General features: G+C 73.0%; 26 protein-coding genes. 12 read left to right on the top strand and 14 right to left on the bottom strand.

The features are described 5' to 3' along the window. Positions 1-347: 347 nt before the first annotated feature. Entirely contained in the window at positions 348-722 is a 375-nt protein-coding gene (locus tag JOF41_RS30885; protein WP_189221489.1) for a hypothetical protein, read from the top strand. A 57-nt stretch (positions 723-779) separates the two neighbouring features. On the opposite strand, the gene JOF41_RS30880 is transcribed toward JOF41_RS30885, so the two are convergent. Further along, positions 780-1,439, bottom strand: coding sequence for a response regulator transcription factor (locus tag JOF41_RS30880; RefSeq protein WP_209623477.1), 660 nt, complete (start codon positions 1,437-1,439; stop codon positions 780-782). Continuing rightward, entirely contained in the window at positions 1,436-2,248 is an 813-nt protein-coding gene (locus tag JOF41_RS30875) for a sensor histidine kinase (protein WP_209623476.1), read from the bottom strand. Before JOF41_RS30875 ends, JOF41_RS30880 begins: the two co-directional genes overlap by 4 nt. A gap of 92 nt (positions 2,249-2,340) precedes the next feature. On the opposite strand from JOF41_RS30875, the gene JOF41_RS30870 reads away from it, so the two are divergent. Further along, complete coding sequence (locus JOF41_RS30870; RefSeq protein ID WP_209623475.1) at positions 2,341-2,997, top strand: MBL fold metallo-hydrolase; 657 nt, start codon at positions 2,341-2,343, stop codon at positions 2,995-2,997. A 369-nt stretch (positions 2,998-3,366) separates the two neighbouring features. Here the strand turns inward: JOF41_RS30870 and JOF41_RS30865 are convergent, their stop codons facing one another. Next, positions 3,367-3,744 carry a DUF4267 domain-containing protein gene (locus JOF41_RS30865; RefSeq protein WP_209623474.1) on the bottom strand — a complete coding sequence of 126 codons (378 nt, stop codon included), beginning with the start codon at positions 3,742-3,744 and terminating at the stop codon, positions 3,367-3,369. Positions 3,745-3,851: 107 nt separating this feature from the next. On the opposite strand from JOF41_RS30865, the gene JOF41_RS30860 reads away from it, so the two are divergent. Beyond that, positions 3,852-4,430, top strand: coding sequence for a TetR/AcrR family transcriptional regulator (locus JOF41_RS30860; RefSeq protein WP_209623473.1), 579 nt, complete (start codon positions 3,852-3,854; stop codon positions 4,428-4,430). Positions 4,431-4,471: 41 nt separating this feature from the next. On the opposite strand, the gene JOF41_RS30855 is transcribed toward JOF41_RS30860, so the two are convergent. Beyond that, positions 4,472-6,256: a gamma-glutamyltransferase family protein gene (locus tag JOF41_RS30855; protein WP_189221495.1), complete on the bottom strand. Its 1,785-nt coding sequence runs from the start codon at positions 6,254-6,256 to the stop codon at positions 4,472-4,474. A 309-nt stretch (positions 6,257-6,565) separates the two neighbouring features. Between JOF41_RS30855 and JOF41_RS30850 the strand changes: the two genes are divergently transcribed. Beyond that, entirely contained in the window at positions 6,566-7,318 is a 753-nt protein-coding gene (locus JOF41_RS30850; RefSeq protein WP_189221496.1) for an SDR family NAD(P)-dependent oxidoreductase, read from the top strand. 407 nt (positions 7,319-7,725) lie between these two features. On the opposite strand, the gene JOF41_RS30845 is transcribed toward JOF41_RS30850, so the two are convergent. After that, positions 7,726-8,577: a hypothetical protein gene (locus JOF41_RS30845; RefSeq protein ID WP_189221497.1), complete on the bottom strand. Its 852-nt coding sequence runs from the start codon at positions 8,575-8,577 to the stop codon at positions 7,726-7,728. A 293-nt stretch (positions 8,578-8,870) separates the two neighbouring features. Further along, a complete protein-coding gene (locus JOF41_RS30840; RefSeq protein ID WP_189221498.1) occupies positions 8,871-10,505 on the bottom strand; it encodes a TM0106 family RecB-like putative nuclease in 1,635 nt (544 codons plus the stop codon). A gap of 106 nt (positions 10,506-10,611) precedes the next feature. Between JOF41_RS30840 and JOF41_RS30835 the strand changes: the two genes are divergently transcribed. Then, positions 10,612-11,055 (top strand): DUF6474 family protein, encoded by a 444-nt coding sequence (locus JOF41_RS30835; RefSeq protein ID WP_209623472.1) that lies wholly within the window; start codon positions 10,612-10,614, stop codon positions 11,053-11,055. On the opposite strand, the gene JOF41_RS30830 is transcribed toward JOF41_RS30835, so the two are convergent. Continuing rightward, positions 11,045-12,700: a BCCT family transporter gene (locus tag JOF41_RS30830; RefSeq protein WP_209623471.1), complete on the bottom strand. Its 1,656-nt coding sequence runs from the start codon at positions 12,698-12,700 to the stop codon at positions 11,045-11,047. The genes JOF41_RS30835 and JOF41_RS30830 overlap by 11 nt on opposite strands. A 95-nt stretch (positions 12,701-12,795) precedes the next feature. Between JOF41_RS30830 and JOF41_RS30825 the strand changes: the two genes are divergently transcribed. From JOF41_RS30825 to JOF41_RS30810, 4 genes are read left to right on the top strand one after another with little or no spacing between them, the layout of a single operon-like run. Continuing rightward, positions 12,796-13,353 carry a hypothetical protein gene (locus JOF41_RS30825; RefSeq protein ID WP_189221500.1) on the top strand — a complete coding sequence of 186 codons (558 nt, stop codon included), beginning with the start codon at positions 12,796-12,798 and terminating at the stop codon, positions 13,351-13,353. Between the two features lie 28 nt (positions 13,354-13,381). Continuing rightward, positions 13,382-14,137: a YcnI family copper-binding membrane protein gene (locus tag JOF41_RS30820; RefSeq protein WP_189221501.1), complete on the top strand. Its 756-nt coding sequence runs from the start codon at positions 13,382-13,384 to the stop codon at positions 14,135-14,137. Further along, positions 14,134-14,691 carry a copper resistance CopC family protein gene (locus JOF41_RS30815; RefSeq protein ID WP_209623470.1) on the top strand — a complete coding sequence of 186 codons (558 nt, stop codon included), beginning with the start codon at positions 14,134-14,136 and terminating at the stop codon, positions 14,689-14,691. Before JOF41_RS30820 ends, JOF41_RS30815 begins: the two co-directional genes overlap by 4 nt. Further along, positions 14,688-15,701, top strand: a complete 1,014-nt coding sequence (locus tag JOF41_RS30810) for a CopD family protein (RefSeq protein ID WP_209623469.1) — start codon at positions 14,688-14,690, stop codon at positions 15,699-15,701. Before JOF41_RS30815 ends, JOF41_RS30810 begins: the two co-directional genes overlap by 4 nt. Before the next feature lie 41 nt (positions 15,702-15,742). On the opposite strand, the gene JOF41_RS30805 is transcribed toward JOF41_RS30810, so the two are convergent. Then, on the bottom strand, positions 15,743-16,948 hold the full coding sequence (locus JOF41_RS30805) for a serine hydrolase domain-containing protein (protein ID WP_244989734.1): 1,206 nt from the start codon (positions 16,946-16,948) through the stop codon (positions 15,743-15,745). A gap of 268 nt (positions 16,949-17,216) precedes the next feature. On the opposite strand from JOF41_RS30805, the gene JOF41_RS30800 reads away from it, so the two are divergent. After that, complete coding sequence (locus tag JOF41_RS30800) at positions 17,217-17,972, top strand: SDR family oxidoreductase (protein WP_189221504.1); 756 nt, start codon at positions 17,217-17,219, stop codon at positions 17,970-17,972. Positions 17,973-18,019: 47 nt separating this feature from the next. Here JOF41_RS30800 and JOF41_RS30795 read toward each other — a convergent pair whose 3' ends face one another. The 3 genes from JOF41_RS30795 to JOF41_RS30785 all read right to left on the bottom strand — a co-directional run bounded on the left by JOF41_RS30795 (position 18,020) and on the right by JOF41_RS30785 (position 20,658). Further along, positions 18,020-18,319 (bottom strand): hypothetical protein, encoded by a 300-nt coding sequence (locus JOF41_RS30795; protein ID WP_229794984.1) that lies wholly within the window; start codon positions 18,317-18,319, stop codon positions 18,020-18,022. A gap of 121 nt (positions 18,320-18,440) precedes the next feature. Beyond that, complete coding sequence (locus JOF41_RS30790; RefSeq protein WP_189221773.1) at positions 18,441-19,328, bottom strand: aminoglycoside phosphotransferase family protein; 888 nt, start codon at positions 19,326-19,328, stop codon at positions 18,441-18,443. Positions 19,329-19,332: 4 nt separating this feature from the next. Continuing rightward, positions 19,333-20,658: a helix-turn-helix domain-containing protein gene (locus tag JOF41_RS30785; RefSeq protein WP_229795050.1), complete on the bottom strand. Its 1,326-nt coding sequence runs from the start codon at positions 20,656-20,658 to the stop codon at positions 19,333-19,335. A gap of 276 nt (positions 20,659-20,934) precedes the next feature. Between JOF41_RS30785 and JOF41_RS30780 the strand changes: the two genes are divergently transcribed. Then, complete coding sequence (locus JOF41_RS30780; protein ID WP_209624671.1) at positions 20,935-21,258, top strand: hypothetical protein; 324 nt, start codon at positions 20,935-20,937, stop codon at positions 21,256-21,258. 13 nt (positions 21,259-21,271) lie between these two features. Next, entirely contained in the window at positions 21,272-21,619 is a 348-nt protein-coding gene (locus JOF41_RS30775; protein WP_189221506.1) for a hypothetical protein, read from the top strand. A 264-nt stretch (positions 21,620-21,883) separates the two neighbouring features. Here JOF41_RS30775 and JOF41_RS30770 read toward each other — a convergent pair whose 3' ends face one another. The 3 genes from JOF41_RS30770 to JOF41_RS30760 are packed head-to-tail and all read right to left on the bottom strand — an operon-like array spanning position 21,884 to position 25,157. Then, positions 21,884-22,663, bottom strand: coding sequence for an SDR family NAD(P)-dependent oxidoreductase (locus JOF41_RS30770; RefSeq protein ID WP_209623468.1), 780 nt, complete (start codon positions 22,661-22,663; stop codon positions 21,884-21,886). 38 nt (positions 22,664-22,701) lie between these two features. Further along, positions 22,702-23,916: an MFS transporter gene (locus JOF41_RS30765; protein WP_209623467.1), complete on the bottom strand. Its 1,215-nt coding sequence runs from the start codon at positions 23,914-23,916 to the stop codon at positions 22,702-22,704. After that, a complete protein-coding gene (locus JOF41_RS30760; protein WP_189221509.1) occupies positions 23,913-25,157 on the bottom strand; it encodes a GH1 family beta-glucosidase in 1,245 nt (414 codons plus the stop codon). The genes JOF41_RS30765 and JOF41_RS30760 overlap by 4 nt, the downstream gene beginning before the upstream one ends. Positions 25,158-25,261: the final 104 nt, after the last annotated feature.

Below are 25,261 nucleotides of genomic sequence, written 5' to 3'. Positions count from 1 at the left end.
CGGTCCGGGGGGCCGCTTCGCCGCGGGGGAAGTCAGGGGTCCGGGATGCGCCCGCCGTGGCAACCCCGTTCGTGTGCCGCACGTCTTCCCTGGTGACCTGAGATGTCACTGGACCGGAGGCAGGGATGTGGCTGCATGTGAGCCTCGTCACCCTCGGGGCGCTGGCCTTCGTGACCCGAACCGTTCGCGTGCTGCGATCACACCAAAAGGCGACGCCCGATAGCGACTCGAATGAGACAACTTCATCGGCCTAGTCCCTATGGCGGATTGTCGGTTTGCCGTACGATCATTTCGGGTCATCAGACCTGTGCCTGCTTAGGGGACCTCACAACAGAGGTAGGTGCGTCATGGATCTCGCACTGAGCAAGGTCATCGAGCTGCGCGAGAGCGGGTTCCAGTTCCTGCACCTGCGGGACGAGGACGGGCAGCTCGACCGCATCATGGCGTTCAAGCAGCGCAGAGGCTTCATCGACTCGATCCTGTTCTGGTCGGAGACCGAGGCGCGCGCCGGTCGACTGCCCGCCGTGCGGGACAGCACGCGCGCCGCCCAAGCCGTCTGGATCTACGAGGGTCCGCTGGTCGAGGCCGTGGACCGGCTGCTGGACCTGCCGGAACCGGGCACCCGCAACGCGCCGACGCTGATGAAGAAGACAGCTTCGGATCTCGCCGTGGTCACCACGCTGCCGTTCAAGTTGAAGCTGCCGCCGGGGGCCATCGCTTAATGGCGTGAACTAAACGACCAATACCAATACTGATTGTTACGAAAATCTCCGAAAGTGTTACCGCCTGCGAGGGTTCACCAATCCGGACTCGTAGGCGAGCACCACGAGCTGGGCCCGATCCCGCGCCCCGAGCTTGGTCATCACCCGGCTCACGTGGGTCCGCGCGGTGGCCGGGCTGATCACCAGGTGGCCCGCGATCTCGTCGTTGGACAGCCCGCCCGCGACCAGCGCCATGACCTCCCGCTCGCGCGCGGTCAGCTCGCCCAGCGCCGCCGGGTCCGGCCGCCGGTGCTCGGGGCGGGCCGCGAAGTCCTCGATCAGCCTGCGCGTCACGCTCGGCACCAGCAGCGCCTCCCCCGCCGCCACCACCCGCAGCGCGCGCAGCAGCTCCACCGGGTCGGTGTCCTTGAGCAGGAACCCGCTGGCCCCGCCGCGCAGCGCCTCGAACACGTACTCGTCCACGTCGAACGTGGTCAGCACCAGCACCCGCACCCCTGGCAGCTCGGCGCAGATCCGGCGGGTCGCGGCCAGCCCGTCCACACCGGGCATCCGGATGTCCATCACCACCACGTCCGGCCGGTGCTCGCGGGCCAGCTCCACCGCCCGCGCGCCGTCGCCCGCCTCGCCGACCACCTCGAAGCCGTCCTCGGTGTCCAGCAGCAACCGGAACCCGGCGCGCACCAGCGCCTGGTCGTCGGCCAGCACCACCCTGATCACGCGACCCCCTTCCGCGCCGCGCCCAGCGGCAGCACCGCCCTGACCTCGAACCCGCCGCCCGCCACCGGCCCCGCCCGCAGCGTGCCGCCCAGCGCCTCCACCCGCTCCCGCATCCCCGCCAGCCCGCTGCCCGAACCGACCGGGGCGGTGGCGGCGCTCCCGTTGTCGACCACCGACAGCACCAGCCCCTCGTCCGTCCGGTCGAACCCGATCGTGATGGCGGTGGCGTCCGGCGCGTACCGCAGGGCGTTGGTCAGCGCCTCCTGCACCACCCGGTAGGCCGCCGCGTCGACCGGCGCGGGCAGCTCGCCGGGCTCCCCCACCACCCGCGCCCTGGCCACCGGCGCGACCAGGTCGTCCAGCCTGCGCAGCGAGGGGACGGGGGCGGCGCCCTCGCCGGAGCGCAGCATCCCCAGCGTGGCGCGCAGGTCGGCCAGCGCGTGCCCGCTGGCCTCCTTGATCGCCCGCAGCGCCTTGACCGCCTCCTCCGGCCGCCGGTCGGCCACGTGCGCGGCCACCCCGGCCTGGACGTTGATCATCGCCAGGCTGTGCGCCACCACGTCGTGCACCTCCCGCGCGATCCGCAGCCGCTCCTGCGCCACCTGCTGCCCGCGCCGCTCGACCGCCCGCTGGTGGCGCAGCGACAGCACCGCCAGCGCGGGCGCGGCCATGAGCGGGCCCCAGTGGCCGGTGGCGTAGTACAGCCAGGTCGACCCGCCCGTCACCGCGATCACCGCGACGGGAAAGCGCTTGCGCCACAGCAGCGGGACGAACGTCGCGACGAACCAGAGCGGGCCCAACCACGCCATGCTGCGACCGTACGGCAGCGCGCGGCGGGTCGCGTCCGCCCGGGAGCGGCAGTCCCGCGTACGCGCGGGAGCGCGAGTGGCAAAATTACTTCGTGAAGCTCACCAAATATGTGCACGCCTGCGTCACCCTGGAGAAGCGGGGCACCACCATCGCCGTGGACCCCGGTCTGCTCACCCCTGACGCGGCCGAGGTCGTGGCGGGCGCGGACGCCGTGCTGATCACCCACGACCACTTCGACCACTTCGCCGAGGAGCTCATCGCCCAGGCCGTGGCCGCCCGCCCCGAACTGCGGGTCTTCGGCCCGGCGTCGGTGGCGGCCAAGCTCGGCGACCGGGCCACCGCGGTGGCCGCGGGCCAGTCGTTCACCATCGGCGACTTCGAGGTGGAGGTGCACGGCGAGCACCACGCGCTCATCCACCCGGACATCCCGACGATCGACAACGTCGGCTACCTGGTCGACGGCTCGCTCTACCACCCCGGCGACGCCTACCACGTCCCCGACGGCGAGGTGGAGACGCTGCTGCTGCCCACCAGCGGGCCGTGGACCAAGGTCGCCGAGGCCGTCGACTACGTCCGGGCGGTCAAGCCGCGGCGGCTGATCCAGATCCACGAGCTGATGCTCAGCGACCTGGGGCAGCAGAGCTTGGCGCGGTTCCTCGGCGAGGGCGGCCTGCCCGGCGTCGGGCCCGGCGGACTGACCGGCATCCCGCTGACCATCCTCCCGGCAGGCGACAGCCTCGACCTCTGATCCACCTGAGCAGGTGAAGTAGTTCACCCGGTGGCATTACGGAGCTTGATCAGAACCCGCCGAAAGCGAAAGTCTCGCGCCCATGCACCCCAGGAAGACCGCCGCGGCAGCCGCGAGCGCGCCGCGCCCCGGCACCTGAGGCCCCGGACAGGAGCGGTCCCGACCCCCTCCCCCTCGGGCCGGGACCGCTCCTCTGTGTTGGATGGCCGCTGCTCCGCAGCCGGCGGCTCGGCCGCCTGGAAGTCGGCCCATCGGCACGCGTTTCGCGGAAGATCGAAGAGCGTGATCTTCCGCGAAAGGCATGCCGACAGACCGACGCGGCCTCGCGTGGTGGTCGCCGGGGGCGGTACGAGAAGGGGGCGGCTGGATTCAGCTCAGGAGCAGGAGTGCGCTGATCACGAGCATCACGGCGGCGGTGGCGCCGTGGACGCCGTAGGCGGCGGCCTTGGGGCCGTCGCTGCGCCGCACGATCAGCGCGTCGCCGATCGGGATGCCGCTGGCGGCCAGCATGAACCAGCCCAGCAGCTGGGGTGTCCCGGCGACCAGCAGGATGAACGTGAACAGGCCGGAGGCGATGTCGCGCACGGCCTTGACGGCCAGCCACGACCGGAAGGTCGGGTCCTGGACGGGCGTGTCGGGGATGCCGAAGCCGCCCGCGAACCGCGGGTTCAGCAGGCCGAGCGCCCCGATGACGGTGATGCCCAGGCCGATCAGCCCGGCGAGCACGGTGGCGGTGGTGGTGAGCACGACTGCTTCCTCCCCAGTAGCGGCGACCGCTGTCCTAGCGGCGCTAGATGTTGTGCCAACGATAACCATGCCATCGACAGGATGTCTAGCGTTGCTAGGATCGGCGCGTGTCCGCCATCGAGAAGCGCCGTGAGCGCGAACGCGCCCAGCGCCACCAGCTGATCATCGCCGCGGCCCGCGAGCTCGCCGAGGCCGAGGGCTGGGACGCGGTGACGACGCGGCGGCTCGCCGAGCGCGTCGAGTACAGCCAGCCCGTGCTCTACAGCCACTTCAGCGGCAAGGACGCCATCGTCCGGGCGGTCGCGCTCGACGGCTTCGTCGAGCTGTCCACCCACCTGCGACGTGCCCGGCTGGCCAACCCCGAACCCCCGCACGCCCTGCGCGCCACCGGCCGCGCCTACCTGGCCTTCGCCGCCGAGCGGCCCGCGCTCTACCAGGCCATGTTCGTCATGCCGACCGACGTGAAGTTCGCGCACGCCGAAACCCCGCCCCCGCTGCGCGCGTGCTTCGAGGAGTTCGTCAGCTGCTTCCGCCCGGACAACGCGCGGCGCGAGCTGTTCGCCGAAGTCGTCTGGAGCGCGCTGCACGGCACAGCCGTCCTGGCGGACAGCGGCCGCATCCCCCCGGAGGGCCAGGAGGAGCGGCTCGACCTGCTCGTCACCCGGTTCGCCGACGCCCCCGGCTGAACCGGCCCGGCTGAACCGGTCCGGCTGAACCGGCCCGGCCGCTACCGGCCCACGGCGTAGCCCTGGGCGCCGCGCGGGTTGGCGCCCGCGCGCAGCAGCCCGGTGCGGGCGTCCCTGGCCACCGCGGACATCCGGCCCAGCGCCCACGGGCCCGCGTCGACCACCGCGTGGCCCCGGTCGCGCAGCTCGTCCAAGCCGGTCAGCCGCGACTCGGCGACCAGCTCGCCCGGCGTCCACGCGCGCGGGTAGAAGGAGCTGGGGAAGGCGTTCGAGTGCCACATCGGCGAGTCGATGGCCGCCTGGAGGTCCAGTCCGCCCACGGTGTGCGCGAGCCAGAAGCCGAGCTGCCACTGGTCCTGCTGGTCCCCGCCGGGCGTGCCGAACGCCAGCGCGGGCTCGCCGTCGCGCAGCGCCAGCGACGGCGACAGCGTGATGCGCGGGCGCTTGCCCGGCGCCAGCGAGTTGGGCAGTCCCTCGTCCAGCCAGAACATCTGCGCCCGGCTGCCGAGGCAGAACCCCAGCGACGGGATGGCGGGCGAGGACTGCAGCCAGCCGCCGGAGGGCGTGGCCGAGACGATGTTGCCCCAGCGGTCCACCACGTCCACGTGCACGGTGTCGCCCTTGGTGGTGCCGGTCCGCGACACGGTCGGCTCGCCCAGCGCGCCGCCCAGGTCGCCCAGCGGCCGAGGACCGCGGGTGATGTGCTGGGCCAGCACCGCCGCCACGCCGCCGGGGGTGCCGGGGCGCAGCTCCAGCGACGCCTCCTCGGTCACCAGCTTGCGGCGCTCCTCGGCGTACTCGCGGGACAGCAGCACGTCCAGCGGCACGTCGCCGGTGTCGCCGTACCACGCCTCGCGGTCGGCGAACGCCAGCTTCGCGCACTCCACGGCCAGGTGCACGGTCTCCGCGGTGGGCACGCCGTCGACGTAGGACAGCCGGTCGGCGAAGCCCTCCAGCAGCCGCAGCTGCTGCGCCAGCACCGGCCCCTGCGTCCACGCGCCCGGCTTGACCAGCGCCCACTCGCCGAAGTCCACCACCAGCGGGTCCTCGTAGCTCGCCTGCCAGGACGCCATGTCCTCGCCGGTCAGCACGCCCGCGTGGTCGCGGCCGGAGTCGTCGCGGAAGGCGTTGCGGGCGAAATCGTCGACCTGCGCCGCGACGAAGCCCTGCGACCAGGCCCGCCGGGCCGACTCGATCTGCGCCTCGCGGTCGGCGCCCGCCGCCTCCCCCGCCGCCAGCAGCCACTCCCAGGTCTCGGCCAGCTTGGGGTTGCGGAACCGCTCGCCGGGCTTGGGCGGCTTGCCGCCGGGCAGCCACAGCGCGGCCGAGGAGGGCCAGTGGTCGCGGAACAGGTCCGCGACCGTCCCGATGGTCGCCGAGACCCGCTCCAGCAGGGGGAACCCGTCGCGCGCGTAGCCGATGGCGTAGCCCAGCACGTCGCGCAGCGACTTGGTGCCGTAGTCGCGCAGCAGGGTCAGCCAGGCGTCCCACGCGCCGGGGACGGTCGCCGCGAGCAGGCCGCTGCCGGGCACCAGGTCCAGGCCGAGGCCGCGGTAGTGCCCGATGGTGGCCCCGGCGGGCGCGACTCCCTGCCCGCACAGCACGCGCGGCGCGGACTCGCCCGCCGCGGCGAACACGACCGGCACCTCGCCGCCCGGCCCGTTCAGGTGCGGCTCGACCACTTGCAGCACGAAACCGACCGCGACGGCCGCGTCGAACGCGTTGCCGCCGTCCTCCAGCACGGCCATGCCGGTGCTGGAGGCGAGCCAGTGGGTGGAGGCGACCATGCCGTGCGTGCCGACGAGTTCAGGACGGGTGGTGAACACGCGGACAACTTACGTCGCCGAACGACGTTTGGTTACCCCCGGCTAACTAAAACACACCCGTCCGCCGTGTGCGCAGCGTGAACGTGGGTAGTCCCCTGGTCGTAGGCGGAAACCCCACCTGCGGCGGACGCGGGCGCACCCCGCAGGGAGGCACTGTTCAAGCTATGGAACTCGTCGTGTTCGCGATGCTGTTCGTCGGACTGGCGCTGCTGGCGGCCGTGCCGTTGGTCGCAATGCTGCACCTCTCCGAGCGCAGGGGCCTGAACGACCGTTAACCTCCTGACCCGCACTGGGTCTTCAGGAGGATTGATGCAGATCTCGGGTACCGCGGCGATCGTCACCGGCGGCGCGTCCGGGCTGGGCGCGGCGACGGCCCGCGCGCTGGCCGAGCGCGGCGCGCGGGTGTTCGCCCTGGACATCTCGATCGACAGCGCCCCCGAGGTGCCGGGCGTGACCTACCTGGCCGCCGACGTGACCTCGGAGGAGGACGTCCAGGCGGCGGTGGACACCGCGGCCGACTCCGGCGTGCCGCTGCGCGTCGCGGTGAACTGCGCGGGCATCGGCCCGTCGACCCGCACGGTGGGCAAGTCCGGCCCGCACCCGCTGGACCTGTACCGCAAGGTCATCGACATCAACCTGGTCGGCACCTTCAACGTGATGCGGCTGGCCGCGGCGGCGATGGGCCGGACCGAGCCGCTGGAGCACGGGCAGCGCGGCGTCATCGTCAACACCGCCTCCATCGCCGCGTACGACGGCCAGATCGGCCAGGTCGCCTACGCCGCGTCCAAGGCCGCGGTGGTCGGCATGACCCTGCCCGCCGCGCGCGACCTGTCCTCGGTGGGCGTGCGGGTGATGACCATCGCGCCCGGCATCGTCGACACCCCGATGCTGGCCACCGTGTCGGAGGAGTTCCGGGCGGGCCTGGCCGCCGGGGTGCCGTTCCCGAAGCGGCTGGCGCAGCCGGAGGAGTACGCCCGGCTGGCCGTGGCCATCGTCGAGCACGACTACCTCAACGGCGAGGTCATCCGCATGGACGGCGCCCTCCGGATGGCACCGCGCTAGGCACCCGCTCCGCGGTCGTGCGGCCGGTCGTGCCGGGCTCTCCCGTGGAGTCGGGCACGGCCGACCCGTCAGCCGAGCACTGAGACCTGCTTGAACTCGGGTAGCATCCGGACCGCTTCACCGGGTTCAGCGTTCCGCGATCGCGCGGCGAATCCGCGACGCCTGAACGGCAGACCGGAAGCGGCCCATCACTGCAGGGCCCGTCACGTCGCAGGCGTCGAGCAAGGAACACGCACGGCACCACCCGCTTTCGCCGTCGCGGCGACGAAGGCTCTCGGCGTGCCAGGGAGTCGGCCACTTCGACTTGGCGGGCAGCGCAGCGGAACGCGCGAGGGCTGCCACCCGATCTGGTGATCCGCTATGGGTGGCCGTGACCGGGTTCCACCGGGCGCCGTATCCTCTCCCGGTCACCGCGATCGTCTCCCTTCTTGACGAAACAGCCATGCGATGACCATCGCAACCGCTGCCAGCACCATGGCCGGAATACCCTTCGCCGCAGGTGCGCCTCGCCGCGTCTCGACAATTTTGACGTCCTCGCCTCGCGCGGCATCGGGATGATGAGCGTGTATCTCGCGCAGCACTTCTTCGATCTTGGCCATCTGCTGCTGAGACGGATTCCTCCTGCTCAGCACCACCTGGAACAGCACGAAGGTCACCGCGGCACCGACCAGACCGGCGCCGACATTGGCGAAGGCACCGGCCAGGAAGGCGGGCGTGGTCTGGTTGTCCATCCGGGCGAAGACGAACCCGATAATTCCGGCGACAATCCCGGCTCCGAAAGTGACAGCCAGCAGCAAGGAATTAGTCTCCGCTTCTCTCTCCGCCGCGATGGCGTGTCCCCGTTGCCAGCTGGCGACGGCGAACAGAAGCATGAAGACGATCACGGCTAAAGCGTTGACGCCGAGTTCGAGCCCTTCGCTCACGGAGACAGGTTTACTCTTGACGAATCTCGAATGCACGTACCGCACTTCTGCGCCGTACTCTATCCGGGCCCACTTGTTCGATCCGTCGACCTCCTCACCGTCGACAACGTCGCGCAGCACCACTTGGCGGTTGCGGGTGAACTCCTCGCTCGACTCGCAACCGGTGAACGGGCACGTCCGGACATTCGCGGTTCCGGACAGGTAACCAACCGACTTTCCGTCGACGGACGTGATCGAATCGGAGAAACCTTGGTAGATCGCGAACGCGGAGATCGCGGAGCCGGTGACGAGCACGATGCTCAGCGCCTTCCAAGCTCGCGCCTTGAAGTTGGACAACGGCACTCCTTCGCACGCGACCGGCATGGCGAGGGCTGATGTTTTCAGCTGCTGCGGTCCGAAGTCGTGGGCCCTTCGGACGACATGCGCGGCGTTGACGGGTGGAGCGACATCACGATCCGCCCCCTCCCCCAGCCAGGAGCGATCACGGCGGTGACTGGCGATGACGCATGACGCGGGGTCATCGGGCCTCGGCACCAGGACCGACGCAGGAGAACGACGCAGGAGAACGCTGACCGCGGAGCTCAGAACGAGCCGGCCAACACGTGACGTTCGCAGTCCTGGTGGAGGTGCTAGAGGTCGCCCGCGTAGGGGAGGGTGGCCATGGCGTCGGAGGTCATCCACTCGCGGAGGGTGCGGGTGGCCAGGACGTCGTCCTCGTTGTACTCCAGCAGCCGCCGCCGCTGGGCCGGGTCCGGCGGCTGCCCGTCCATGCCCACCGCGTCGCGGTACCAGCGCATCGAGTTCTCGCCGCCCGCCTCCGGGTCGCGCCAGGTGAAGCCCGCCACCGGGGCGATGGTCTTGAGGCCCTTGCCGTGCGCGCACAGGAACTGCCGCTGCACGATGCCGAACAGGTCCACCCACGAGTCGGAGCTGATGAACTCCTTGACCTGCCCCACCGACGGGATGCCGGGTCTGCCCTTGAAGCGCTCGGCCGACGCCAGCAGCCAGCGGTTCTCCGCCAGCTCGTTGTAGCAGTAGGCGCGGAAGGTCAGGCCGCGCTCCTCCGCGCGCCGCCGGACCTCCGACAGCCAGCCCCAGAACTCGGCGAACGAGCGGGCCTCGTCGTCGCAGGGCAGCTTGTCCCAGGTGGCGAAGGCGCGGTAGCCGGGCTCCTGGCCGATGTCGGCCCCGGAGAGCAGGCAGCCCCACAGGTAGGCGCCCAGGTCGCCGAAGCTCTCCATGTCCACGTCGACCTCGACGTCGGCGCGCGGCACGTCCATGCGCTCCACCCGGCGCACCACGGTCAGGTCGCGCAGCCACGCCCGCGCCAGCACCACGGCGTCCTCGTGCGGCATCCCGACCAGCGGGGTGACCGGCTTGGCCGGGTCCAGCGCGGCGAGCTCGTCCACCGACCCGACGCCCACCCCGCGCAGCGCCACGGCGTCCTCGCCGCGCACCACCAGGCTCACGTCGCGGTCCTGCTTGAGGTCGTTCTCGCACACCGGCCACCAAGGGCAGCTGCGGCACTCCACGATCCTGGTCGGCCTGGCCAGCGCCGGTCCGCCGGTGGCCGCCGCGGCGGCCACCGCCAGCCGGTCGGAGAAGCGGGCGTCGTACTCGGCCAGCGCGGTCCGGCCGCCCGGCCAGGCCGGGGACTCCAGGTCGTGCCAAACCACCACGTCGGCGTCCATGCCGATCACGCCGCCGGTCGCGCGGCCGGGCAGCGCGTGGCCCGCGGCCTGGAGCTGGCGCTGCGCGTGGGCCAGCCGGAGCTGGTCGCGCGGCTGCGGGCGGACCTTGCGCGCCGGGTCCGTGCGCGCGGCGGTCAACCTCGGGGTGAGCAGCGGGGACGTGCGCGCGCCCTGGCCGGGATCGGAGACCTTGTGCCGGACCACGAGCACCGGCACGTACCCGGCGGGCTCCTTGACCAGCAGGTCGATGCCGCCGCGCCTGCCGCCCAGCGGGTCGCGCGGCAGCGCCGCGCCCCAGATGAAGGGCACGCCCGCGCGCATCGCCTCCTCGGTGATCCGCTCGCGGTCGGCGCCGGGCACGTCGGTGGGCACCGCCAGCAGGTCCGCGCCGACCACCCCGGCCAGCGCGGTCATCACCGCGCGGCGGTGGTCGGTGGCGTCGGCCTTGCGCTGCTGACCGGTCGGGTCGGGCGCGGCCCTGGGGACCTCGCGCATGGCCGGGTCGTGTTCGAGGTGCACCCGCCGCCGGCAACGAGTGACCACACCGGCGTCGAGCTGCACCTGGGAAGTCACCGGAGCAGGGTATGTCTTCGGCGATGCGCTTGTACCGGCAACCTGGTCGACCGCGATCGATCTTTTGCCGGACGGCCTCTACTGTTCGTCCCGGAGGTGGGTGGAGATGGCGCGCAGGAAGGGCGGCGGGCTCACCCCGTCGAAGGCGAAGAACCTGGTGAGCGTGGCCAAGGTGGTGGTCCCCGCGCTCATCCCGGTGCTCGCGCCGTTCGCGGCCAGGGCGGCGGCCGCGGTGGGCGACCGGGTCGACCACTTCCGGGCCCGCAGGCTGGGCGTCCCGGTCGACGAGCTGACCCGCTACTCCGGCCGGGGCGCGCGGCTGCACGCCCGCGCCGCCGGGTTCGCCGAGGCGCTGGAGCAGCTGCGGGCCGCCGACCGCGAGTACGTGGCGGCCACCGAGACCCGGCTGCACCAGCTGGTCGCCGCGGTGCGGGCGGCCGAGCGGATGCCCGCGGCGCGGCGCAAGGCCGCGCACCGCGCCGTCTCGACCGACCTGGACGCGCTGGAGGCGGAGCTGCTGCGCCGCCTCGGGGTGCCCCCTAGCGCTTGAGCTCCCGCACCGCGCGCCGGGCCGCCTCCTCGGGGCCGAGCCGGGCGGTGACCTCCTCCATCACCTCGGCCACCCGGTCCTCCCGGCGCACCAGCGGGTCGCTGCGCAGGTCGCGCGCCAGCGACACGCACAGCCCCACCATGACCAGGGCGAACGGGCAGGCGGCGATGACGGTCAGGTTCTGCAGGCCGGTCAGCGCGTTGGAGCCGCCCACCAGCAGCATCACCGCGGCCACCGCGCCGGTGAGCACGCCCCAGAACACCACCACGCCCTTGGCGGGCTTGATCGAGCCGCGCTGCGACAGGGTGCCCATCACCACCGACGCGGCGTCCGCGCCGGAGATGAAGAACACGCCCACCAGGACCATCACCAGCACGACCGCGACCCCGGCCAGCGGGAAGTGGTCGAGCAGGGCGAACAGCTGGCCCTCCGGGGTGGACCGGCCCGCCAGGTCCACCCCGTCGCGCTGCAGCGAGATGGCGGTGCCGCCGAAGATCGCGAACCACACCAGGCTGACCGCGCTGGGCACGCCGATCACGCCCGCCACGAACTGGCGGATCGTGCGGCCCCGGCTGATCCGCGCGATGAACATGCCGACGAACGGCGTCCAGGAGATCCACCACGCCCAGTAGAAGACCGTCCAGCCCGCCAGCCAGGTCTCGGTCGGGTCGCCGCCGGAGGCGGCGGTGCGGCCCGCCATGTCGGCCAGGTCGCGGAAGTACTGGCCGATCGAGGCGGGCACCAGGTTGAGGATGAACACGGTCGGGCCGATGACGAACACGAACACCGCCAGCACCACGGCCAGCACCATGTTCGTGTTGGACAGCCACTGGATGCCCTTGGCCACGCCGGACACCGCGGACACCACGAACGCCGCGGTCAGCACCGCGATGACGCCCACCAGCACGGCGTTGCCCACCTCGCCCGCCCAGCCCGCGACCTCGAGGCCGCTGCCGATCTGCAGCGCGCCCAGGCCCAGCGAGGCGGCCGAGCCGAACAGCGTGGCGAACACGGCCAGCACGTCGATGGCCCGGCCCGCCGCGCCGCCTGCCCGCCGGGCGCCCAGCAGCGGGGCGAACGCGGCGCTGATCAGCTGGCTGCGGCCACGCCGGAAGCTGCCGTAGGCGATGGCCAGGCCGACCACGGCGTAGATGGCCCACGGGTGCACCGTCCAGTGGAACAGCGTCGTGGCCATCGCGGTGCGCACCGCCCGGTGGGTCTCCCCCGGCACGGTCTGCGGCGGCGGCGTGACGAAGTGCGACAGCGGCTCGTTGACGCCGTAGAACATCAGCCCGATGCCCATGCCCGCGCTGAACATCATGGCCACCCAGGACGCGGTGCGGAACTCCGGCCGCTCGTCGTCGTGGCCCAGCGGCACGCGGCCGTAGCGGCTGAGCGCCAGCCACAGCGCGAACACCACGAAACCGGACGCGAGCAGCACGAACATCCAGCCCAGGTTGGTGATCACCCAGCCGAGGGCGGCGTCGGAGGCGGCGGCCAGCGAGTCGGTGTGGGCGATCCCCCACACCACGAACGCGAGGGTGACCGCGGCGGCCACGCCGAACACCACCCAGTCGGTGCGTCCGGGGGAGTCAGCGCGCGGCTCGCCCGGCAGGGGCTGCTCGATCTGAGGTTTCCGGGACATCACAACGGGCTAACATACCTACCGCCGAACGGTCCAAGCCCGCCAGCGCGGGTAGCGGCTGCCACCGCCGCGCGCTGTTCTCCTACGCTCAGCACGTGACCACACGACCAGCACCGACCCGTCTCGCGCGGGCCGTCCTGCTGGCCGTCACCTCCGCCGCGCTCAGCGTGGCCGCGCACGGCGCGGCGGGCGGCGAGGTCACCGACTTCGCGCCCGCTCTCCCGCTGACGCTGCTCATCGCGTTCGCGGGCACCGTGCTGGCGGAACGCGGTCGCAGCCCGTGGACGCTGCTGGCCACCCTCGGCGTCGCCCAGGTCGGCCAGCACGTGCTGCTGAACCTGGGGGGCCACGACCACACGCGCGCACCGGGCCTGGACATCGACCCGGCGGCGATGACCGCCGCGCACGCGGTGGCCGCGCTGCTCACCGGCCTGCTGCTGGCCAGGGCCGACGCCGTGCTCACCGCGCTGGCCAGGGCGCTGGCCGGGGTGCTGTCCCGGCTGCTGCCGGTGCCGGGGGCACTGCCCCGGCCCGCCTCCCGCGTTCCCGCCCCCGTCCCGTCGACCGCGGCGAACGCGCTGGTCGACGTGCTGCTGCGGCGCGTGCACGGCCGCCGCGGCCCCCCGTCGCCCCTGATCACCCGAGTCCACTGACACCTCCGGCAATCAGGAGCCACCCCCCATGTCCCCCCACCGTTCCGGCGTGCGCGCGCTCGCCAAGGGCTCGGCCGTGCTCGCCACCGCGGGTTTCCTGGCGCTGAGCACGGCGGGCGCGGCCTCCGCGCACGTCACCGCCTCCACCCCGAAGGACGCCGTCCAGGGCGGCTACACCAAGGTCACCTTCCGGGTGCCCAACGAGCGCCCCGACGCGGGCACGGTCAAGCTGGAGCTGACCCTGCCCGCCGAGTACCCGCTGGCCTCGGTCAGCACCCGGCCGCTGCCCGGCTGGAAGGTCGAGGCGGTCAAGGCCGCGCTGGACAAGCCGGTGCGCAGCCACGGCCGCGAGATCACCGAGGCGGTGCGCACCGTGGTGTGGACCGCCGAGCCGGGTGTGCGCATCGAGCCCGGCCAGTTCAACGAGTTCGACCTGTCCATCGGGCCGCTGCCGGACAACACCGAGCAGCTGCTGCTGCCCGCCAAGCAGACCTACGACAGCGGCGAGGTCGTGGACTGGAACGCCCCGCCGCCCGCCGAGGGCGCCGAGGAGCCCGAGCGGCCCGCGCCGGTGCTCAAGCTGGTCAAGGCCGACGATGACGACGACCACGGCACCGCCACGGCGTCCACCGAGAGCGACGACCAGGACTCCGCGTCCGCCTCGGGCCGGGACGACACCGCCCGCTGGCTGGGCGGCGCGGGCCTGGCGGTCGGCGCGCTGGGCCTCGGGCTGGGTGCGGGCGCGGTGCTGCGCTCCCGCCGCGCGGGCAAGCCGGTCGCATGAGCCGGGTCGTCTCGCTGCTGCTGTCCTGCCTGGTCGCGCTGACCGCGGCGGTGCTGACCGCGCCTGCCGCGCTCGCCCACAACGTGCTGATCAGCAGCGACCCCAAGGACGGGGCCGCGCTGGAGACCGGTCCGCAGTCGATCACGCTGACGTTCGACCAGCCCGTGAACGCGGGCGAGCGGTTCAACACCATCAGCGTGCTCGGCCCGGACGGCACGCACTGGGAGGCGGCGGGCGAGCCGACCGTGCGCGACAACTCGGTGGTGTTCCCGGTGCTCCCGCTCGGCCCCGCCGCCGAGTACACCGCGAACTACCGCGTCCTCTCCGCCGACGGCCACCCGGTGTCCGGGCAGCTGAAGTTCACGCTGACCAAGGCGGGCACCGGCACCCCGGCGCCCACCCCGGCGCAGGCCGCCGACGCGGTGGCCCCGGCCGGTGACGGCGGCGGCGTGCCGATCTGGGTGTGGATCGCCGGTGCCGCGCTCCTGCTGGGCGGCGGCGTGTTCTTCGCGCTGCGCGGCGGGGGCGGGAGCAAGGAGGACGCGGGCCGATGACCCTGAACCGGACCACCACCCCCGCCCGGCACCGGGTGCTCGGCGGCCTGCTGCTCGGCGGGCTGGCGGGCGTGCTGCTGGGCCTGGGGCTGTCGACCACCTCGGCGGTGGTCGGCGATCCGGGGGTGGTGGTCCAGGTCGGTCAGCCGGTCGTGCGGACCCTGCTGGACCTGGCCGCCACCGCCGTGGTCGGGTTGTCGCTGCTGCCCAAGCTGCTCGGCTTCAGCCGCCCGGCGCTCACCGAGCCGGTGATGCGGGTGGCCCGCCCGGCCGCGGTGGTGTTCGCCGCGGTGTGGGCGTTCACGGCGCTGCTGTCGATCGTCGTGCGCGCCTACGAGACGCGGCCGGACGTGCCGCTGACGCTCGGCGCGGTGGTCGACTACGTGCAGCGCGTCGGCGCGGGGCAGGGCCTGCTGTTCAGCGCGGTGTGCGCGCTGGCCTACGTCTGGATCGGCGTGCTGGCCGCGCGCAACGGCGAGTCCGTGCCCGCCGAGCTGCGCATCCTGGTGTCGATGTTCGGCCTGCTGCCGCTGCCGATCACCGGGCACGCGGCGAACTGGAAGTACCACGACTACTCCATGATCTCCATGGAGCTGCACGTGCTCGGCGCGGCCGCGTGGACCGGCGGGCTGGCCGCGCTGGTCGCCCTGGTCGCGCACCGGCGCGGACTGCTGGCCGAGGCGCTGCCGAAGTTCTCCAAGCTGGCCACCGCGTGCCTGGCCCTGGTGTCGGTGACCGGGGTGTTCAACGGGGTGCTGGAGCTGGCGCTCAACCCGGTGGTGACGCTGCCGGGGTCGCTGTTCACCACCTCGTACGGGCTGGTGCTGGTGGCCAAGGTGGTGTGCGCGGGGCTGCTGGCGGCGCTGGGGGCGAACATCCGCTGGCGGCTGCTGCCGCACATCGCGCGGCACAAGCCCACCGCGCTGGTGGGCTGGGCGTGCGTCGAGGTGACCGTCATGGGCGTCGCGTTCGGCCTGGCCGTGGTGCTCTCCCGCGCGCCGGTCGCCTGAACCGGGAGCAGGGGCGGCGGGAGTCCCGCCGCCCCTGCGGCTCACCTGGTGCCGCAGAGCGCGTGGTCGACCAGCTCGCGCACCGGGTCGCCGGTCACCGCCGGGGCGCCCGGCCGGGGCACCATCGAGTCGGTGTTGACCGACACCACGACGCTGCGGCTGCCGTCGGAGGTGACGCCGTTGCGGGTCATGAAGCCCATGATGTCGCCGCCGTGCGACCAGAGGCCGCCGCACTCGTTGGGCATCCACATGATGCCCAGCCCGTAGCGCACGCCCGGCCACGCCGCCTCGAAGGCGGGCGCGGGCACCGTCCTGGTCATCTCGGCGAACTGCGCCGGGCGCAGCACCCTGCCGCTGAACAGGGCGCGCAGGAACTTGTTGCCGTCCTCGGTGGTGGTGATCATCTCGCCCGCCGCGCCGCCCCACGACGGGTTCTGCAGGGTCACGTCGACGGCCTCGCCGTAGCGCGGGTCCTCCGGGTCGGCTTCGATCCCCTTCTCCGGGAACCGCTCGTAGCCCCTGGCGTGCGGGGCGGGCAGGTGCGGGGAGGTGCCGGGCAGGGAGGTGCCGTGCAGCCCGAGGGGCTTGACGATGCGGTCGCGCACCTCCTGCTGCCAGGTGCGGCCGGTGACCCGCTCGATGATCATGCCCGCCAGCGCGTAGCCGGTGTTGGAGTACAGCCAGTCCTGCCCCGGCTGGAACGTCGGCGGCTTGGCCACCGCCTTGGCGACCGCCTCCCGCGCGGTCATCGTGGTGAAGCGGTTGCGCAGGAAGCCCTCCTCCGCGAACAGGTGGGGGAACTCCAGGACGTAGTTGCGCAGTCCGCTGGTGTGCTGGAGCAGCTGCCGCACGGTGATCTTCGAGCCGTCGTTGCCGTTGCCCGCGACGACGCCGGGCAGCCAGCGCTCGACGGTGTCGTCCAGCGACAGCCTGCCCTCGCCGACCAGCTGGAGCACGGTCACCGCGACGAAGGGCTTGGTGAAGCTGCCCGCGCGGAACTTCGCCTCCCACGGCACCGGCGTCCGGCGGCGCACGTCGCCGTGGCCGCTGCGCACCCTGACCTCGCCGCGCGGGGTGTCCAGCTCGACCAGCACGCCGGGCGCGCCCTGGGCCAGCAGGGCGTCCGCGTCCCGCTGGAGGACCTTCGCCTCCGGGCGGTGCGCGCCCGCCGTCCCGGCTGTCGCGCTCACCGCCGTGGTGCCCAGCACCGCCGTCATCGCCACCATCACCGCAACCGTTCGCTTCATGGGAGCAACGCTATGGACGGCAAAGCCGCTGGTCGTCGCCCCGCGACGGGATCTTGGTCTACCCAGGAGGAGGTAGCGGGGGCAGTCTTACGGCGTATCCGGCGGGGGTTCTCGTACTCCTGCGGTCTACCGGAGCCCCTAGGGTTCGCTGCTCCCGGCCGGCGTAGCAGGCCCAGCGGAATTTCCGAGCCGGGCGGGTATTCGGCGCGGGCCGCCTGCCGAACCACCTGGCGTCACAGTTGTCGTACCCCTTTGGTGAACTGACCCCATGAGCGAGAAGCCGATCTTGGTACTGGGGGCCACCGGCACGACCGGCAGGCGGGTCGCCGCGCTGCTCACCGGCGCGGGCCACGAGGTCCGGGCCGCCTCGCGCGCGGGCGGCGCGCGGTTCGACTGGACCGACCGCGACACCTGGACCGCCGCGCTCGACGGCGTCGAGCGGGTGTACCTGATGGCGCCGCACGAGCTGCCCGTCGACCCCGAGTTCGTCCACGCCGCGGTGCGCGGCGGCGTGCGGCGGCTGGTGCTGCTGTCCAGCCGGGGCATCGAGGAGATGCGCGACGAGCGGCTGCTGGCCGCCGAGCGGACCGTGCGCGAGTCCGGCGCGGACTGGACCGTCGTGCGGGCGGACTGGTTCAACCAGAACTTCGACGAGGGGTTCTTCCGGCCCGCCGTGCTGGCGGGCGAGCTGGTGCTGCCCGTCGGCGACACCAAGCAGGGGTTCGTGGACGCCGACGACATCGCCGCGGTCGCCGCCGCGGCGCTCACCGAACCGGGGCACGAGGGGCGCTCCTACGAGCTGACCGGCCCGCAGGCGCTGTCGTTCCGCGAGGCGCTGGACGTCATCGGCGAGGTGACCGGTCGGGAGATCGCCTTCCGCGGCGAGTCCGACGGGACCGGCCCGTGGGACGCGCTGACCGACACCACGCCCACCGACGCGGTGACGCGGGTCACCGGACGCGAGCCGAGGAGCTTCCGCGAGTACGCCGAGCGGGCCGCCGCCACCGGGGCGTGGCGCCGCTGACCGGTCGGTGAACGGCGCTCACCGTGCGACGAGCTGCGCCGATCGGTCTAATCCTTGATCACCCGAGTTGTCCGGTCCGCGCGCAGGTGGGTGAGCTGGGTCACCACCCGCCTGCCGCGCCGGTCCAGCTCGCGGCCGTCGATCCAGCCGTTGGCGTAGTAGCGGTAGTCCTGGGCCAGCTTGACCAGCTCGGCCAGGTAGTCCGCGGAGCGGCGGCGGCGCTGCTCGTCGAACGAGGCCAGCAGCGGCAGCTGGGTGTCGACCACCTGGTCGAGCATCCGGGCGGCCTTCAAGGCGCGGCGCGCGCGCCACCGCCTCGTCCCCAGGGCCTGTCCGATCCCACGCACCGGCAGCTCACCTCGCCCTCGAGTCGGCACCCGAACCTAGGGCACCGACAACTCCCCGTCGATGGCCCAGTCGCAAACACAGGGGTCGTCGTTACCCGTTCGTGTTACCGATCACGTGCGATCAGCGGTATGGGGACCACGGCGTGGCGGTGTCGCCGTCGCGCAGCGCCCGCAGGCGTCGCCGCAGCTCGGCCCGCACCTCCGGGTGGCTGCGCAGGATCGGCAGCACGCTGGTGGTCAGCTTCAGCTCGCGCACGTCCCGCAGCAGCCCGAACCCCGGCCACCGGGTCACGTCGAAGCCGTACTCGTCGGCCAGCTGCCGGTACCACCGCTCCGGGTGGCCGAACCGGGCGACGCCCACCGGCAGCGTGCTCAGGTCCCACTCCCTCGGCCCGACGCTGGTGGAGTCGAAGTCGCAGATCACCGGCCCGTCCGGGCTCGGGATCAGGTTGCCCAGGTGCGCGTCGCCGTGCAGCACGCCCACCGGCAGCGCGGGCTCCAGCCCGGCCAGCCGCCCGGCCAGGTCGGCGCAGCGCTCCTCCAGGAACCGGCGGTCGCCCGGCGCCAGCTCCTCGGCGTCGGCGATGCGCCGGTGCACGTCGTCCAGCGGCGCCCAGCGGGGCAGCTCGAAGTCCGGCTCGGGCAGCTGGTGCACCAGGCACAGCAGCCTGCCCAGGTCGCGGCCGTCCACCGGCCGACCGCCGGAGGGCACGGTGTGCCACAGCGTCGCCAGGTGCTCCCCCACGGCCACCGGCTGCGGCACGTCGACCAGCCGGACCGCGGGCACGCCGTGGTCGGCCAGCCAGCGGGCCACCCGGACCACCTTGTGCGCGCGGTGGCGCAGCGCCATCGACCCGACGATGCGCACCACCACCCGGTCCTCGGGCAGGTCGTACACGGCGTTGCTGGTGAACTTGACCAGCCGCGCGCCGCGGTGCGACAGCCCCAGGTCGGCGCAGAGCTGCTCCAGCACCGCCGTCAGCGCGGCGGGGGTGAACCGGCCGTCCAGCGGATCAGGCCGCGCTGTCGCTGCCGGTGAACCTGGCCACGCGCTCGGCCAGCTCACGGGCGTCGGGGTTGTTGCGGCGCTTCTCCGCCTCGTGCTGCAGCGGCCGCATCCGGTCCTTGGTGCGCACCGACTTCAACCCCTCGGACAGCTCGATCGCCTGGCGGCCGACCCTGGCGCCGTGGTCGATGTCGCCCTCCAGCAGGTGGTTGATCGACAGCGAGGTGAGGTTGAACGAGCGGCTGCGGCTCATGTCCTCGCCGTACCCGCTGATCGCCTTGGTCAGCGCCGGGATGGCCAGCCGGGTGTACTTCTTCGCGTCCACGGTCTGCGCCAGCTCGGTGTGCACCGTGCCGATCATCGCCGACAGGTCGTTGGCGTCGAAGAACTTGGCCCAGGCGGGCGCCTCGGCGACGTTGGCCCTGGCGAACTCGTCGCGCGCCCGGCCGAGCAGCTTGATCGCCTGGTCGTCGGCGCCCATCTTGGCGTAGGCCCACGCCTCGTTGGCGCACAGGATGCCCACCGCCAGCTCGGAGCCGGAGTCCAGCGCGGCCAGCTGGCCGAGCTGGAAGACCTTCAGCGCGTCGTCGGGGGCGTTCTGGTGCAGGTAGACCCGGCCCATCCGGTACAGGATGTTGGCCACCAGCTCTTCCTTGCGGCCCTGCTTGGCCAGCCCGAGCGCCTGCCCGAAGTGGTTGCGGGCCGAGTCGTACAGACCGGTGTCGAACGAGGTCCAGCCCGCGAGGTTGTGCAGGTCGGCCAGCGCCACGTAGAGCCGCTCCTTGACCAGGTCGGTGGCGTTCGCGCCGAGCATCTGCTGCCCCCACGACAGCTGCGCCACCACCGCGTCGCGGCAGGAGCCGCCGCCGTACTGGTAGTCCAGCGTGCGCAACGCCCGTGTGGCCGCCTCGACCTGCCGGACGTCGGTCATGCCGATGCGCCCTGGAGCCGGAGTCTGCGCGGGCGACGAAGCCCAAGACCCGGAGTCCGTGCCGAACACGGCCGCGCCAACGGTGATGGCGGCGGCGTGCGCGAGGAACTTCCGACGCTTCACCGACTCGTCCTCCTCAGAATGGGGTGCCTCCGATGTGGCGGCCACCCGCACTGCCGTGGCCTCGTCGTAGGCGAGGCCCATGTATCCCCTGGGGACACCCAGTCCCTGGGCGATCCTGGCCAGGACGTCGTAGGCCATGACCTGACGACCCTTGAGGATCTCCGAGACCTCGGACTGCGACTGGCCCGTGAGCGCCGCGATCTGGCGCTGGGACACGCCGTGCCTGCGGAGCAGCCGGTACACCGAGCTGATCTCGCGCTTGGCCAGCGCGTCCCGCATCTCCTGCTGGTCCCACACCTCTGGTGTAACAGGAGAGCCTTGCGAACCGATGGTGTTCAATTGCGCCCCCTCACAGTCCTCTGGGCGTCAACGGCAGAGTAGGGGCATTCCGCCGGCGGCGAGAAGTGCCGATCGGCGAGGCTGATCGGCCCTGCCGAACTCCGTTGACCGCTTACCGTGGAACGGGCACCGGCCACCGCTGCGAGTCCCCGTTCCGCCGTGAATCATCGCAATCTGAGTTCCGGTAAGCGAGCGAGCACGGAGAGGAACACGGACGTGGACCTGATCGAGCGGGCGGTGACCACCTCGGGTGGACCGGCAGCGCCTGCCGTCGCCACGGCCGCGCACCCTCCGGCTCCCCTGTCCCTCCGCGAGTCGACCGACCTCGGCTCCGGATGGCGCGGCTCGACCGGGCAGCGCCGCTGGTGGCGAATCCGCTGCAGCGACGTGGTCGACCGGGAGCGCTGCCTCACCGTGCTGGTCGACCGGGGCCGCGTGGTCCTGGTCGGCCCGCCGGGTGAGACGGCGGTCCTGTCGGCCGACCAGCTGGCGCAGTTGCGGACCGCGCTACGCGAAGCCGCCGAGCAGGCGGAAAGGTGACGGTGACGTTTCGGTGGACGAGATCCTCGGACAAGTTCTTCGCAACGCGGTGTGGGAGCGGCTGGACCTGCTCACCGAGCTGGCCAACGAAGCCGACGCCCCGTCCCTGCTCTCGGTGGCCCGCTCCGAGCTGCCGAGGCTGACCGAGGGGTGGCGGGCCCTGCTCGCCGCGCACGAGCCGGACGAGAAGGGCAACTGCCCGGAGTGCTCCGGGCGGTGGCGGCAGCAGAAGAGCCCCTGCGCGGTGTGGCGGGCCGCTTACGAGCACCTGGTGGCGGGTGGTCTGGCCCCGCGCCCGGCCCGGCACCTGCGCTCGGCGATGACCCGCGCGCGCCGGGGGGCGGTGGCGAGAGCCCACTGACGGGCGGTCCCGACCGGTCGTTCCCCCGACGCGACCGGGTCGAGCACCCGCCTACTGACCGGCGGTCCGGTACGTGCGAACCCCCGACCGCGACGAACGGACCGCCGGTCAGCTCACCACGGCTCCACCCACAACTCCACACAGTCATCCGCGGGCCGGTGTCGTGCACACCCAACCCTCCCCCCGACCGGCGTCGGTCCGCGGGCACCAAGTCCGGCCCCGATGTCCGCTCCTCCCGCGCGGGCATCGGGGCCGGTTCCACGCCTACCGGTGGGTGCCGGTGCGCCAGGCCAGGTAGGACGTGAGACCGGGGGCCAGGCGGCCCGCCAGCTCGAAGGCCCTGAGCTGCCAGGGGAGCACCACTTCGGCGCGCTCGGCCGTCACCGCCCGCAGGACCGCGGCGGCCACCCGCTCCGGCGGGACGGTCGGGATCAGCCGGGCGATGGCCGGGATGCGCTCCTGCGCGCCGGGGTTGTTGGCGAAGTACCGCGAGCTGACCTTGCCCGGCACGACCTCGCTCACCCCGACCCCGGTCCCGCGCAGGTCCAGCCGCAGGGCGGCGGTCAGCCCGCGCAGCGCGTACCGGGAGGCCGCGTACCCGGTCGCGCCGGGGATCGGCAGCCGGGACACCGGCGAGTTCACGTTCACCACCCAGCCGGACCCGCGCTCCCGCATCCCCGGCAGCAACGCCCTGGTCAGCCAGAGCGCGGCGGTGAACGGCAGCGCCAGCATCCCGGCCAGCTCCTGCTCGGGGGTCTCGTCGAGGAACAGCCAGCGGCCCACCCCGGCGTTGTTGACCAGCACGTCCGGCACGCCCACCTCGGCCAGCACGCGCTCGCCCAGCTCCCGGACCCGCTCGGCGTCGGACAGGTCGGCGACGAGCACCGACGCCCGGCCGATCCGCTCCGCGAGCGCGTTCAGCGCGTCGCCGTCGCGCGCGACCAGCACGACGTGCGCCCCCGCCGCGCCCGCCGCCTCGGCGGTGGCCGCGCCGATGCCCTGCGACGCCCCGGTGACCAGCACCGTCCGACCGGCTACCCGCACCCCGACCTCCTCATCCCACCCAGCTCATCCCACCCGGCTCATCTCACCGAGCGGACCCGGCCGACCAGCAGCGCGGCGCTCACCGTGACCGCCGCCGAGACCAGGAACAGCCCGCGGTACCCGCCCAGGTGCGCCAGCACGGCGGGGGTCAGCAGCGGGGCGAGCACCTGCGGCAGGGAGTTGGCGACGTTGACCACCCCCAGGTCCCTGGCGCGGTCCTCGGCGGCGGGCAGCACCTGGGTCAGCAGGGCCAGCGCCACCGCCCAGTACCCGCCGAAGCCCGCGCCCAGCAGCGGCGCGGCCACCAGGGCGGCGGTCCAGGTCGGCCACACCGCCAGCAGCAGCGCCGCCAGCGCCATCGCCGCGGCGGCCAGGTGCACGTACCCACGCCGCTTCCCGGAGCGGTCGGACCGCGCGCCGAGCACCACCGCGCCCGCCACCAGCGCCACGCCGTAGAGCAGCATCAGCACCAGCAGGCCGTCGGCGGGCGAGGGGTGGCGCACCACGTCGTCGAGGAAGTACAGCAGGTACAGCGTGCCGAACCCGTTGCCCAGGTTGATCGCGAAGTGCGCGCCCCAGGCCCAGGCGAAGTCGGGGCGCCACCGGGGCAGGAGCGACCCGCCGCGCGGCGCGGGCCGGGCGGCCTCGGGCAGCCGGGCGTCCGGCGTGCGCAGCACGAACGCGGCGGCGCCCAGCACGACCGCCGCCGCGCAGGCCCAGTAGCCCGCCGACAGCCCGCTCACCAGCACCGTCACCAGCACGGCCCCGACCACGGTGCCGAGCATCTGGCTGATCCCGACCAGCCCGCCGACCCTGGCGCGCTGTCCCACCGGCACCCGGTCCGGCACCGCCGAGGTGAGGGCCGCCAGCATCCCGTTGAGCCCGGCCTGGGCCAGGCACCAGCCCGCCACCACGGCGGCGGTGCTCGCGGCCGAGGCCAGCACAGCCAGGCCCGCCGCGCCGACCAGCGCGCCCCCCAGCGTCCACGGGTGCCGCCGCCCCCACCGCGAGGTGGTCCGGTCCGAGCACCGCCCGACCAGCGGGTTGACCACCAGCGCCACCACCGCGCCCACGCCGGTGACCAGGCCGAACAGGAACTCCTTGCGCACCGGGTCGAGCAGTTCGACCTGCTGCGGCAGCAGCACCTGCAGCGGCGCGTAGATGCCCAGCCACAGGCCGAGGTTGGCCAGGAACAGCCAGGCCACCCACGGCCGCCGGACGGGTGCGACCGGCTCGGCCAGCGGGTCGGTCATCGCCCGGTCCGGTCACGCCTGATCCGGTCGCGGTACCAGCGGAACGAGTCGCGGGGCGTCCTGCGCTGGGTCTCGTAGTCGACGTGCACCAGGCCGAACCGCTGCGTGTAGCCCGAGTCCCACTCGAAGTTGTCCAGCAGCGACCACACGAAGTAGCCGCTGGCCCCGGCGCGCAGCGCGGCTTCGACGTGCGCGTCGAGGTAGGCGATCCGGGCGGTGTCGGCGATCTCGTGCGGGTAGCTGCACCCGTTCTCGGTGATGTGGACCGGCGGCAGGGCGGGGTGCCGCCGCCGCAGCTCGGCGACGATCTCCTCCAGCCCGGAGGGCACGACCGGCCAGCCGTACCCGGTCTTCGGGTGCTCGGCGATGTCGACCAGCTCGAACGGCAGCGGGTTGCCCTCGGACGGCGCCCGCAGGCGGGTGGGGTTGTAGTAGTTGACGCCGTAGAAGTCCAGCGGCTGGGCGATGGTCGCCAGGTCGCCGTCGCGGACCGGCAGGCGGTCGGCCAGCTCCTCGGGGTAGCGCCCGGCCAGCACGGGGTCGGCGTAGAGCCAGTTGTGCAGCGCGGAGTAGGCCGCTGCGGCGGCGCGATCGTCGTCGGAGGGCGAGGCGGGCCAGACGGGGGTGTGGTTGTTGGCGGTGCCGACCGCCGCCGCGCCCGCCGCCCGCAGCGCCCGCACGGCCAGCCCGTGCGCGAGGTTGAGGTGGTGCGCGGTGGGCAGGGCGTCGTACAGCAGCGCCTTGCCGGGCGCGTGCTGACCGATGGCGTAACCCAGAAGAGTGGTCATGGCTGGTTCGTTCAGGGGAATCCACATCGCGACCCGGTCGACCAGCCGGGCGGCGACCGCGGCGGCGTAGTCGGCGAACCGGCTCGCGGTGTCCCGGTTGAGCCACCCGCCCGCGTCCTCCACGTGCCGCGGCGTGTCCCAGTGGTACAGCGTGACCACGGGCCGGATGTCCGCGGCGAGCAGCTCGTCGACCAGCCGGTCGTAGAAGTCCAGGCCGGTGCCCTCGACGCGCGGCCACGACACGGAGAAGCGGTAGGCGTCCACGCCGAGGTCGCGCATCAGCGCCACGTCCTCGGCGTACCGATGCCGGTGGTCGCAGGCGATCTCGGCCGTGTGTCCCTCGATCGAGGGAAATTCGTCCCACACGGACGGCGCGCGACCATCCTCGGTGAAGGCACCCTCGATCTGGAACGCGGAGGTCGACACACCCCAGAGGAAGTCGGGCAGCGGCACGCGAGCCTCCCAGAATGTGAAAGGGATTCAGATCGTAGGACGCGCCGCCGGGTCGTGTGAAGTGCCGCGCCTCCGAACCCGGCACTATGGAGCCCCAACCCCAA

It is taken from the genome of Saccharothrix coeruleofusca, from assembly GCF_017876325.1.
Taxonomy (GTDB): Bacteria; Actinomycetota; Actinomycetes; order Mycobacteriales; family Pseudonocardiaceae; genus Actinosynnema; species Actinosynnema coeruleofuscum.
Note: the sequence above shows the minus strand (reverse complement) of the source record. Positions and strands in the feature narration are given on the sequence as shown.